Genomic DNA, 11,353 nt, shown 5'->3' with positions numbered 1-11,353 from the left:
GGAAGCTAAGACCCACTGCGCCGATGGTACTGCATCCGGGAGGGTGTGGGAGAGTAGGTCACCGCCGGACAATATTTCGGTAGAGAGAGTAAGGCCCCGCCATCGGCGGGGCCTTACTTGTTTAACCAACAACCAGGCAGCTGGACCTCCGGCGGTCTCCTGGGGTGACGCAGTGGGTGCAATCCGCCACACTGGCTGTGTGTCCATCAAGAGCATGAACGAAGCATTCGCCCAGCGGGTTAATTCCGGTGCGGACGTAGAGCGCACCGCTTTCTTCAGTGATGCAGTGTTTGCCATTGCCATGACCCTGCTGGCCGTGGATATCAAGGTTCCGCGGGTGGCCGGCGATGAGCTGGGCCGGGCCGTCGTCGAGCAGGGTCCGGAATTTGCCGCCTACCTGCTGTCTTTCGTGGTGACTGCAGCGTACTGGCTCAGTCATCACCGGCTTTTCCGGCTGTTGTCCGGCTATACAGTCGTCCTGCAGCGCCTCAACCTGGGGCTGCTCCTGATGGTCGGGCTTATCGGCTATGCCGCTGACATGATGGCCTTCTACAGTGATCAGGTGCTGGGTGTGGTGATTTACGCGACGATCCTCGGGCTGATCGGGGTGGCCAACACTACGCTGTGGGTCTATGCCGGGCGCCGCGGATTGTTTCAGGACGACATTGACCCCCAGCTTCTGGCCTACGCGCAGCGCCGCGTCGCGGTGACGCCTGCGGTCTTCCTGCTTTCCATACCGATTGCCTTTATTAGCCCCACTGCGGCCGCCTTGTCGTGGGCCGCCATCGTCGTCGGCAATCTGATATTTCGGTTCCTGGGGAGACGGGCGGCAGCGGCGGATGTGAAGCCTTGATCCCCGATTCGTTGGTTTGGCCCTTTGTCGGGTAGTCTTATATCTGCTTCTTCGGGAGCAAAGCCTGGAGGATTCGCCTAGCGGCCTATGGCGCACGCCTGGAACGCGTGTTGGGTTAACGCCCTCGGGGGTTCAAATCCCCCATCCTCCGCCAATAAGAAACACCCCGGTCCCTTGGACCGGGGTGTTTCTTTGTCTGGGCGGCGTTTGCGCCGGTCCAGCCGGGCGTGCGGGCCGCCTAGTAGGAGCAAATACTATTTTCCGAGTGCGTTATCCAGAGGCTTCTGGATTTCGCTGTAGGCGCCGGTCTCCAGCTGCACTGCCGTTCCATCGAGATACAGCGTGGGAGTGCCGGGTACCTCAAGGTCCTGGGCATCCTGCAGATCCCGGGCCACTCGCTCCTTGATGGCGTCGGAGGAGTAGTCGGACTGGAACTGCTCGATGTCCAGCCCCAGCTCCTCGGCGTAGCCGGTGAAGATTTCGTCCACGTTGGACTCGTTCTTCCAGTCTTCCTGGTGCTCGAAGACCTTGGCGGCCATGGCCTCCAACTTGCCCTGCTCCGCAGCGGCTTCGACGGCGCGGGCGGACGGCTCGGCGTTCTTGTGCTTGGGGAGCGGGTAGTTCCGGACGACGATGCGGACCTCGTCTCCGTAGTCGGCCTTGGCCTGCTGGATCAAGGGATCCATCATGGCGCAGTAAGGGCACTGGTAATCAGTGAAGAGGACCAGCGTGGCCTGCGGGTCCGCCGGGTTCGTAATGGCCCGGGCGTCCGCGGGAACCAGCTGGTCCATCTGGTCCGCCGGTACGGTGACTACCGGGGAGGGGGAAACAGAGGCGCTGACCGAGGTATCGGGGGAGGAAGAATCTCCGGAGGTTCCGCAGGACACCACGCCGCCGCTTACCAGCAGGCCGGCGATGATCAGTGACGGTACAGCTTTGTGCATAGTTCCTTTCCTGCATGGGGAGCGCGCGCCGATGCGCGCCGGATACGGGTTGGGAGTTGCTGTCCTTTAAATGGTTCCACCGGGGCCGGGGGGATTGGAAGGGGGCTTTCCGCCCGGTTCCTGTGATCTTGATCAGCTTGGCCTGTGACTCACAGGACGGTGCCGGTGAGCGCAGGACGACGCCGGTTACCGTGGCTCGATGCTGATACGCATGACGGTCTTGCGCTTGCCGATGTGCCGCTCGAAGGTGAATCCGGCCTTCTCGAACATGGCCCTCGTGCCGTTGTGGAGGAACGAGGATGAGGTTCTCTTGCCGGGGACGAGTTCGTTGGGGAACGAGACCACCTCTCCGCCGCCGGCCCGGGCGATCAGCTCAAGCGCACCGTCCAGTGCCTCCCGGGCCACCCCGGAGCGCCGGTGGTCCCGGTCGACGAAAAAGCACGTGATGCGCCACGGCGCCGGTCTGGTTTCGCCTGCGTCGTACTGCTTGCGGTGGTAGATCCCCGGCAGCTCGTCCGGACTGCCGTACTGGCACCAGGCAATCGCCGCGTCGCCGTCGAACACGAGTGCCGCGTGAGCTGCACCTTCGGCTACGAGCCGCTGCTTGAAGGTAGGGCCGTCGTACTCATTCTTGACGGTGTCCTGCGTGTCGCCGTGGAAGTACGAGCAGTAGCACCCGCCCCACACTCCGTTGTGCTTCTGCGCGAGGGCCAGCCACGCTGGATAGGTCTCCGGGGTGAGTGGTTTGATGACGTGTGCCTGTGCCATGCCCGCCTCCAGGATTGCCGCGGGATCACGCCACCCGCGTGTGTGCGAACAGTACATCCGATGCGGGGCCGGCCTTCAAGACGAAATCGGCCGGTGCGGCACTATTTCGAGTCCTGACTGGCTTCCCGCCGCTCAGTCCTGCTGCTGGGCCAAGCGGGCAAGTCGCTCGCGGGCTGAGCGTTCGGACGGGCCCATGTTTCCGAGCCCGAACTGGATGACGCGCAGCACCAGTCTCACCGGGCCGTGCACCGGCAGCTTGATTGGCCCCAGACGAGGTTCGCGGAGGCCGAGCAGTTCGCGGTGCCGCGGTTCCAGGGAGGCGACGGCGCCGGCGAACAGGACCCGGTAGCCGATGAGCTGATTCTTCGGCAGGGGAGGGTGGCGCAGGAACCGCACCACTTCCTGCACCGTGGCGCTGGAGCGCAGCTCGGGATCGAAGGCGGCCATCTGCTTCCGCAGCCCGGCCAGGTCCCGGGGCGGGCTGTCGATGCGCATCAGTTCACCGGCGGTGGCCCACTCGGCCACGTAGGCATCCGGGCCGCCGGGTATGGACCCGCCAAACTCCATGTGAGCGGTCAGGAACGCGTCGGTAAAGGCGAGGTGGACCCAGCGGGCCAGCTCGGGATCGTTCGCCGAATAGGGCCGTTCGACGCCGGCGGCATCCTCGTAGGTGCCCCGAACCCGTTCATGCAGCCGCAGCACCCAGTTTGATGCGCCGCGTGCCGCCGTCGTATCCCCGTAGGTGACGGTGAAGATCCAGCGGATGGTGCCCGCGAGCCGGCCGAGCGGATCTTCCTTGTAGTTGGAATAATCACGCACGCCGGCCATCGCGCCGGGGTGCAGCGCCTGCAGGAGCAGGGCACGGATGCCGGCGACGATCGTCGTCATGGACCCGTGGACCGCCCACACTGCGGAGTCCGGTCCGTAATAGCCGCGGTCAGTGCCGTTGGCGAGTTCCAGTTCCCATTCCGGGATGGTCTCGGCATTGTTGCTGAAGGTACCGACCAGCTGCCGGCGCCAGGAAGAAAGAAGCGTGCCCATCGTCCCAGTATGGCCCCGGCGGCTGGGAGGTGCCCGGCAAGGGGCACCTCTCCGGATCAGAGCACCCGGTGAGCCGAACCCCGGACCCCCGGGACCTAGCGCAGCTGGATGTCCACCGACCGGGAATTGCCCAGCCCGCGCTCCAGCACGCCGGAACGGTTGGTGACGTCGTCGCGCAGGATCTCGGTGACCGAACCCAGGAACCTGGACAGGTCCACCTTGTCCTCCGGGGCGGCGAGCAGCAGCTGGAAGCCGAACTCGTGCAGCGCGTTGATGGACGCCTCCGCGAAGGACAGCGAGGACTTCACGAACGCCTCATCCATCATCACGGTGCCGTAGGTGCTGAACCCCTGGGACACGATGCCCAGCTGGTAGGCCAGTGCTGAGGCCATGATGAACGCGGTGAACCGCTGGCCCTCGCCGCCGGACATCAGCGACGCCTGCAGGTTGGTGTACGTGTGGCCGTTGGCGAGGCGGTGGTTGCAGGTGATGGTCACGTGCGAGCGGACATCCAGCACCTCGGCCCGCCAGCGCTTCTCCTCCGGATCCTTCAACCGGTCCACCAGCGTCTCCAGGGCCGCGTAGCGGGCGTCCATCTCCGCCTTGTCCTGCCGCCGTCCCATCATCGGCAGCGCGTTCTTCAGCTCGGTACGGAACTTGTACGCGGCGTCGGGAACGGTGGTGGCTACCTCGATCTCCAGGTGGCTGCCCGCGTGGTATTCCACCCGTCGCAGCACGGAGTTCAAGGGCAGCAGCCGGGAGGAGATGCTGCGGCGTTCCTCATCGAGCAGCTGCAGCAGGTCGCTGAAGCGCTCGTAGGTGCGGTTGTTGAAGTACTCGCGGAACTCTGCCTCGCGCTGCGGCAGGCCCTCGGTGATGATGCCTTCGAACCGGTCCTCGTAGGCGCCGGCAGCCTCCACGGAGGTGCCGAAGTCCGAACCCCACTTGTCGGAGTACGTTTCGAAGGTCCGCTCCAGCTTCGCGCGGGTCTCCAGCAGGGTCTTCTCCAGCCGGCTCTGCTCGGTGATCAGGGACCGTTCCACCTCCCCGGCGGCCTCCTTCAGCGCGGCGGCCTCGGTCAGGTCCCCATACGGAGCAAAGAGATTCGCCAGCGCGGTGCGCAGCCCCTCGGAGAGATTGTCGGGCGCCTTGGCGGAGAGCGCGGTGCGGCGTTCGACGGCGGCGGCCAGGTCCGCGTTCAGCCGCGCAGTGTTCTGCTTCAGTCCGCCCACCCGCTCCGTGGCGGCGGTCAGGTCCAGCTCGGCGGTGTCCAGCTCAAAGCGGATCTGCTCCAGGTCCTCGTTGGCATCCCGCGCCGACTCCAGCCGGTCGGTGGCCTGCGCGACGGCGGCGCGGGCGGCCTCCGCGGACAGCTCCTCCCAGGTGCGGCCGTCGTCGAGCACGCGGCGCACAGCGGCCAGCCGGCGGACAATCTCATCCTGTTCCCGGGCGTGCTGCTGGGAGACGGTGTCCGCCTCCTCGAAGACGGCGCGCAGGGCCAGCAGCTCATTGCCGAGCGCCGCGACGGTGTCCTTGTTGTCAAAGCCCAGGACGTTGTCCGAGGCCTTGGTGTGCCGGTCATCCTTTTCCGTGGTGCTGCGGTTGCGCTTGACCGCACCGCCCAGGCTCACGCCCTTGGCGACGCCGGCCAGCCCGGCCGGGTCCTCCACGCAGACAAAGTCGTAGTGTGCGGTGATTTTCCGGCGCACCCAGTCGCCCATGGCGGAATCGTGGGTGACGAGCTTGGTGATCAGGTCATCGGGTCCGGGCTCGGCGGGGCCGTCCAGCGGCACGGAGACGTCGATGCAGCGCACGTAGCCCTGCATATCGTTTTCGCTCAGGAAGCGGGTAACGGCGGCCATGTGCTCGCCGGGCACCAGCAGGGCGGTGGCCAGGGAGCGCAGGGTGCGCTCGGCGGCCGGACGCCACTGGGCGTGCTCGGCGGGCAGGTCGATCAGCTCCGCGGCGAAGGGCATGTCCGCCTCGTCAATGCCGGTGGCCGCGCAGATCCGGGTCCGCTGGTCCAGGGATTCCTGCCGGATGCTGGATTTGCGGCGGCGGAAGGAACCGATCTCGTTCTCCAGCTTGGCGATCTGCCCCTTCAGCGACCACGCCTCGCCGTGCGCGTTGCTGCTGCGCTCCTTGGCGGCGTCCAGATCCTTGGTCAGGGACTTCATCAGGTCCGCAGCCCGGCTGCGGGCCGTGACCAGCCCGGCGGGGGAGAAATCGACGTCGATCCCCGCCGCGGTGAGCTCGTCGCGGAACGCGTTCTCCACGGTTTCGCGGGAGCGGAGCTGCGCGGCCGCGGCAGCGAGTTCGCGTTCCAGGGTGGCGATGGCGCCGCCGCCCTCTTCTGCGTAACGGGCGCTCAGGGCATCGCGCTGGTCCTTCAGGGTGGTCCGGCGGGCTTCCGCGGCGGACAGTTCCGCGCGGGCAGCCGCGGCTCCAGCTTCCAGCTTCTCGGCGGTGCGGCGTGCGCCGTCCAGGGCCAGGCGCTGCCGGTAGGCGGGAAGTCCTTCCTTGGTCAGGGCCCGGTTGTGCGCAAGGGCGTCCGCGGCCTGCCGGTAGCGGGTGTGCAGTTCGGGCACGGAGGCCAGGTGGTCGCGCTGCTGCCGGGCACGTTCGAGCTGGCGGCGGATGCTGCGCAGGTGGCTGAAGTCCTCCACCGCTTCCTCGGCGGCGGTGAGGGTGCGCGGGGTGTCCAGCACGTTGGTGCGGAAGAAGTCATTGACCGTACCGCCCAGGCCCTTGCCGGTCTGCAGGATGCGCAGCAGGTTGAAGGCCTTCTCATCTTCCACGCCCAGGGCCTGCCGGTAGCGTTCGGCGAACGTCTTGTGCGAATCGAACACGGCGGCGCCGGGCAGCAGCGTCTCCAGGCTGCCCTTGGTGAAGCGGCCGCGGATGCCGGTCTGCAGGGCGGCGAGGTCCAGCGGGCGGTTGTGCACCAGGTAGAAGCGGCCCAAGTTGTGTTCGGTGCCGGTGGCCGGCAGATCCATCACCACGGAGAGGGACGTGATCTGCCCCAGGCCGTTGTCGAAAGTCAGGCAGACCGCGGACCAGGTGGCGCCGGGCCGCTGGTAGGCGGTGCCCGCGCCGTCGTCCGCTCCCTGCGTGCCCAGCCGGCCGCGCATGTAGGAGAAGGCGGTGCGCTTTTCCTCGGCATTGGTGCCGTTGTTGTTCTGTGCAGCCTCGTTCATCTTCGGGCGGGCATCCATCACCAGCAGCATCGCGTCAAAGACGGTGGACTTGCCGACGCCGGAATCGCCGGTGAGCAGGGTGCCGGCACGGTCCACCTTGATGGTGTGCGCGCCGTCGAAGGTTCCCCAGTTCACGATCTGCACGGAGGAGAGCCGGTTCTGGCCGGGGTTGATCAGGTCTCCCATGGGGAGGGTGGTTTCGATGCTCATGCCGGCTCCTCGCCGTCGTTCGTGGCGGGTTCAGCGTTCTCAGGCACAGTGTCGGTGCCGTCCAGATCCAGGGTGGCCGCGCCGTCGTCCGCTGTGTCGTCCCCCGCGTCCCCGGACAGGGTGTTCATTAAGGTGACGATGTCGCCGATCTGGCTGTAGGGCAGGGCCAGCGGCAGGGCGGGGGAGATGACCCAGACGTTGTCCAGCTCGGTGGGGATGAGCAGGCGGCGGTCCTGGACGAGCTTGCGGATGGCGGCGTCCGCGGTGTCCTCCACGGATTTCGCGTCGCGCTGGCCCGGATCCACGTAGGACTCGAGCACCTCGAGGATGTCCTGCCGGGCGATGGTGGCCTCGTTCCCGGTGCCGGTGTGCCGGTCCAGGATCAAGCGCAGGCGCAGCAGCAGCAAGGTTTCCTCGCGGGTCATTTCGCGCTGGCGCTGCAGGGCGGAGGTGTGCGGTTCGGGCATTTCCACCGGGCGCAGCAGCGCGACCTTGCGGTCCTCGTCAATGACCAGGGTGAGGAACAGTTCGCTCAGCCGCACCCGCAGCTGCTCCTGGTTGTCCACGACGGTCTCGTACACGTTGTCGGAAGAGTTCGCGTCCAGGTACGGGCCGCGCAGCAGCCGGATCAGGGCCTGGCGCAGCTTCAGCGGCAGGGTGCCGGTGTCGCCGGGGAACAGTTCCGGGCCGTCGACGAGCAGGTCGCGCGGGGCGTCGGTTTCTTCTGCCTGGTCATCTGTCAGCTCCGGGTTTTCCGGGGTGATCTCGTCCAAGACGTTCTCGTCCGGGGCGGCGTGGATGGTCTCGCTCATTTTTCGGGGGCTTTCGCGACGGCGACGGCGGGCAGCAGCGCGGTGCGCTCGCTGCCGTCGATCTGGGTAAAGGTGACGGATTCAAGGGTGTCCCCGGCAGCACTGCCGCCGGCGAGCAGGGCACGGATGCTGTTCAGGTGCCGGTGCGCGGGCGGCAGCTGCTCGAACACCTGGGCCACCGTGGCACCGGGGCGTTTCGCCGTCGCCCGGGAGACGGCGTCGGCCAGCACCCGCCGGTCCGCGCGCGGGGTGCGGGCCGAGCGGTGGATGTCCGCCTCGGTGAACTGCGGAGGTTCGGGCAGTGTGCGCGGGGCGGCGTGGTCTTCGGGGTTGTAGACCCGGACCATGCTCAGGGACTCAAAGCCCGACCCGTACAGCTGCGGCGCGGGCACGACGGCGGCGCGGCGGCGTCCGCGCGGAGCCTTGTGGATCGCGGCCTCGGCGGCGCGGATGAGCTGGCGCAGCTGCACGGATTCGCGGTACTCGTCGCTCTGCACATAGGTGTGCATGGATTCGGAGAGCCGGCCGTAGATGCGGTGGATTTCGGTGGCCTGGTCCCGCATGTCGCTGATCAGCCGGTACAGGCTCTGCCGATCCTCGGAACTGAGGTTGTCCGCGAAGTCCCGTTCCAGCACCTCGGCGATGGCGGCCCGGAAGCGGGCCTGCTGGTCGGCGTCGTTCAGGAAGGCGGTGAAGCCCTCGTAGGTGCGGCCTTCGGCGGTGCTGCGCAGCTTTTTGTCCGCTTCCAGGATTTCGCCCATGGTCAGGCCCTTGGCGGCGTTGGATTCCACCATTTCCTGGCGCAGGTTGTGCAGCATCTTTTCCAGGCCGTCGCGCATGCGTTTGAAGTCGGCGGGCAGGGCGGCGGCGAGGTCGAGGATGTCGCGGGCGGCTTCGACGGCGGTGTCCTCCGGCAGCGGCGGGGGAGCCTCGCCGGTTTCCAGGGCGCGGATCATGTCCTCGCGGCGGGCGACCTCTTCCTTAAGGACGGCGATGCGGGCGGCGGGGTCCGGGTTCGATTCCTGCGCCAGGTTTTCCACCCGGTCCAGCAGGGTGGCCAGGCGGGAGGAGCTCAGGGACGTCTTGTCGCTGGTGTAGCCGTCAAGGTAGGAGAGGAAGCGGGCGGAGGATTCGGTGAGTTCGTAGACGAACTTTCCGTCCGCGCGGGGGCGGGCCAGGAAGCGGCGGGCCACCCAGTCATCGGCGTAGTTCCGGCCGGTCCAGTCTTCGCGCAGCTGCACACCATCCATGCGGAGCCGGTTCAGGAAGGAGTCCGTCATGGCATGGAAGTCGTCCAGCGGAACCCGCGGCCGGGGGCGGGTGAAGGCCTCCCGGAACAGCGCCAGCACCCAGGGATTTGCGGTGGTGAGTTTCCAGCCCGGGGTGGCTTGAAGCCGTTGCAGTTCAGCCCAGCGGGCAACGGCGTTTTCAGTGAAGGACATGCTGCGCTTTCCGCCCGGGGAACAAGGAAAAACGGGCCGTCTTGATTTTAGCCGCCGGGGGAGCGGAACCCTGCATTTGGTGCGGGCTGTGGCGGAGGAGGCCTGAAGCAGCCGTGCCGAAACTGCGGGGAGCGCCAACCGCTGGTGACGACGACGGCGCGGCTCGCCGATGCTCCAGTTCTCAGGCAGAGCACAGGTGTGCCCGACCCAGCTGATCACCCATTGGCGAGGGTTACGATCGGCATCCGGTTCCCCGCAGCGCCACCACCCACCAGACCATCAGCCCCACTGCCCAAAACACCCCCACACTCGAAGCCATCAGCCACGGTGCCGGAATCTGCGAGTCAAGGTTGGGAGCGCCCATAAGCAGTCCAATAGTTTTGGGAGAAAGCAGAAAGACACCCACGCCGGAAATGAGCAATCCCACGCCCCAACGCCGTAGCGCAGTCCCCGTTCGAGTGAAGTCCCCGATGTTGCGAGCCAGGACGGCAAGAAACAGGGGCACCCACACCCAGTGATGCGACCAGGACACCGGCGAGATGAGCAACATCAGGAGCGCCGTCGCCGCCGCGGCGGTCAGCCTATCCCCACGCCCGCCCGCCCGCCGAATGAGCAGCGCCGTCACACCAGTCGCCACCAGAGAGAGCACAAGCCAGGGGAGGTCCATGGCGAAATCCGGTCCGGCAAAGTGCAGGACCGCGCCCTTGAAGCTCAAATTGTCCACGTACCCGCCGCCGCCGATCCGCGAGGTATCCGGCAGCAGTTTCAGCCAGTAGGTCCGGGACTCGGCGGGAAGGATCAGGAAACCGATCCCGACGCTGGAAAAGAATCCCACTGCCATGTTGCGCAGCCCGCGCCAGTCGCCGCGGGCCAGGAAATACAGGCCGAAGACCAGGGGCGTGAGCTTGATGCCAGCAGCGATTCCGGTCAGCAGACCCGCGGGCCAGCTGCGACGGCTGATCAGAAAGTCGGCCATGATCAGACCGAACAGCAGGACATTGATCTGCCCGAACGCCACCGTCTCCCGCCACGGGCCAAGCAGCACCACAAAACCGACGCCGGCCACAGCCACTGAGCGTAGCCGGGAATGTTTCAGGACGGCGGACACCGAGGGTTGCCGGAAAATGTACGCCACAGCCACCAGCGAGGTCACCGCAGCGATCAACAGGGACAGCGCAGTGAAGAAATACAGTCCCCATACCGGTCCCAGCGGGGCAATCAAGGAGAAAACCAGAGCGGCAAACGGCGGATAGGTAAAGAGCAGGCTGCTGCCTTCTCGGTAAACCACTTCCTTGGTGTACAGCTCCCCGTGGGCATCGAGGACGCTCTGTCCGCCGCTGAGATAGACACTGAAATCCAGTCCGTGCAGCGGGGCAAATTTGAACGCAAGGGCGGTCATTGCAGTTGCGGCAACAAGCGCACCGAGTGTCATCGGCAATTGGCGGGACCTGGAGCGCGCAGGCACTCCAGATGGCGCTGGGTACGTCACGGGTGTTACTTCCTTCGTATCTAATGGGCGTTGCGGTGTGCAGGCAGGTGATGGCCGATCAAGCCGGATTCATCCGCGGATCCCAGGTTGGGTCCGGGTACATCGGCGGACAGCCGTACGCGACGGCGTCGGGTAGGTATTCGAAATGCCAGGGTTCGTTGCCGTCACCGGCTTGTTGAAGCTGATCTTGAAAAGCCCCAGACCGTAATGCGGGTGCGTGGTGTCCTTCAGCCGGTCCGACGGCGGTGTGCCGTAAAAGTCGTACAGGGTCACACCCTTGGCCCTGGCGTCATTGACGGCCGTCCATACACGAGGTGGGAATCGCCGCACCATGAGCACCGGGTCAGGGGTCCGCCGTCTTTGTAGGTGTCCCTGCGGCCGTAGGCGACAACAAAAGCGCCCACGGAGGGGCGGCCGTCCTCCATCACGCAGTACAGGTGCCCCTGGCCGCGGCGTGCGAACGCGGTCCAGAACGTCCGGTAATACTCGAACGAGCGGATCTCCGCGGTGCTTTTTGCGGCAATGGTTCTGCTCATCAGGTCGTACATGGACCGCATGGCGGAGTCGGTCAGCTCGGCGCGGGTCACCTCAACGCCT

At 66.3% G+C, this 11,353-nt stretch carries 9 protein-coding genes and 1 tRNA gene; 2 read left to right on the top strand and 8 right to left on the bottom strand.

Going from position 1 to position 11,353, the window contains the following annotated elements:
- The first annotated feature begins 199 nt into the window (after window positions 1–199).
- Window positions 200–853: a TMEM175 family protein gene (locus CXQ89_RS16555; protein ID WP_104162063.1), complete on the top strand. Its 654-nt coding sequence runs from the start codon at window positions 200–202 to the stop codon at window positions 851–853.
- A 66-nt stretch (window positions 854–919) separates the two neighbouring features.
- Window positions 920–1,007 (top strand) — tRNA-Ser (locus tag CXQ89_RS16550).
- Window positions 1,008–1,107: 100 nt separating this feature from the next.
- Here CXQ89_RS16550 and CXQ89_RS16545 read toward each other — a convergent pair.
- The 8 genes from CXQ89_RS16545 to CXQ89_RS16505 all read right to left on the bottom strand — a co-directional run bounded on the left by CXQ89_RS16545 (window position 1,108) and on the right by CXQ89_RS16505 (window position 11,343).
- Window positions 1,108–1,797: a thioredoxin domain-containing protein gene (locus CXQ89_RS16545; protein WP_104162062.1), complete on the bottom strand. Its 690-nt coding sequence runs from the start codon at window positions 1,795–1,797 to the stop codon at window positions 1,108–1,110.
- Between the two features lie 186 nt (window positions 1,798–1,983).
- Window positions 1,984–2,565, bottom strand: a complete 582-nt coding sequence (locus CXQ89_RS16540; protein ID WP_104162061.1) for a GNAT family N-acetyltransferase — start codon at window positions 2,563–2,565, stop codon at window positions 1,984–1,986.
- A gap of 132 nt (window positions 2,566–2,697) precedes the next feature.
- Window positions 2,698–3,606, bottom strand: a complete 909-nt coding sequence (locus tag CXQ89_RS16535; protein WP_104162060.1) for an oxygenase MpaB family protein — start codon at window positions 3,604–3,606, stop codon at window positions 2,698–2,700.
- A gap of 95 nt (window positions 3,607–3,701) precedes the next feature.
- A complete protein-coding gene (locus CXQ89_RS16530; protein ID WP_104162059.1) occupies window positions 3,702–7,013 on the bottom strand; it encodes an ATP-binding protein in 3,312 nt (1,103 codons plus the stop codon).
- Window positions 7,010–7,825, bottom strand: a complete 816-nt coding sequence (locus tag CXQ89_RS16525) for a DUF4194 domain-containing protein (protein WP_104162058.1) — start codon at window positions 7,823–7,825, stop codon at window positions 7,010–7,012. Before CXQ89_RS16525 ends, CXQ89_RS16530 begins: the two co-directional genes overlap by 4 nt.
- Window positions 7,822–9,267: a DUF3375 domain-containing protein gene (locus CXQ89_RS16520; RefSeq protein ID WP_104162057.1), complete on the bottom strand. Its 1,446-nt coding sequence runs from the start codon at window positions 9,265–9,267 to the stop codon at window positions 7,822–7,824. Before CXQ89_RS16520 ends, CXQ89_RS16525 begins: the two co-directional genes overlap by 4 nt.
- A gap of 232 nt (window positions 9,268–9,499) precedes the next feature.
- Window positions 9,500–10,666 carry a glycosyltransferase 87 family protein gene (locus CXQ89_RS16515; protein WP_181032412.1) on the bottom strand — a complete coding sequence of 389 codons (1,167 nt, stop codon included), beginning with the start codon at window positions 10,664–10,666 and terminating at the stop codon, window positions 9,500–9,502.
- Window positions 10,667–11,025: 359 nt separating this feature from the next.
- Window positions 11,026–11,343: a GNAT family N-acetyltransferase gene (locus CXQ89_RS16505; RefSeq protein ID WP_181032411.1), complete on the bottom strand. Its 318-nt coding sequence runs from the start codon at window positions 11,341–11,343 to the stop codon at window positions 11,026–11,028.
- Window positions 11,344–11,353 lie beyond the last annotated feature (10 nt).

Origin of the sequence: Arthrobacter sp. ZGTC212 (assembly GCF_002929255.1) — a bacterium.
Lineage (GTDB): Bacteria > Actinomycetota > Actinomycetes > Actinomycetales > Micrococcaceae > Arthrobacter_B > Arthrobacter_B sunyaminii.
Note: the sequence above shows the minus strand (reverse complement) of the source record. Positions and strands in the feature narration are given on the sequence as shown.

Bases quoted from the DNA above. Each gene is read 5' to 3' on its own strand.
- CXQ89_RS16545 (WP_104162062.1), bottom strand. From the start codon at position 1,797: ATGCACAAAGCTGTACCGTCACTGATCATCGCCGGCCTGCTGGTAAGC.
- CXQ89_RS16540 (WP_104162061.1), bottom strand. From the start codon at position 2,565: ATGGCACAGGCACACGTCATCAAACCACTCACCCCGGAGACCTATCCA.
- CXQ89_RS16535 (WP_104162060.1), bottom strand. From the start codon at position 3,606: ATGGGCACGCTTCTTTCTTCCTGGCGCCGGCAGCTGGTCGGTACCTTC.
- CXQ89_RS16530 (WP_104162059.1), bottom strand. From the start codon at position 7,013: ATGAGCATCGAAACCACCCTCCCCATGGGAGACCTGATCAACCCCGGC.
- CXQ89_RS16525 (WP_104162058.1), bottom strand. From the start codon at position 7,825: ATGAGCGAGACCATCCACGCCGCCCCGGACGAGAACGTCTTGGACGAG.
- CXQ89_RS16520 (WP_104162057.1), bottom strand. From the start codon at position 9,267: ATGTCCTTCACTGAAAACGCCGTTGCCCGCTGGGCTGAACTGCAACGG.
- CXQ89_RS16515 (WP_181032412.1), bottom strand. From the start codon at position 10,666: ATGACCGCCCTTGCGTTCAAATTTGCCCCGCTGCACGGACTGGATTTC.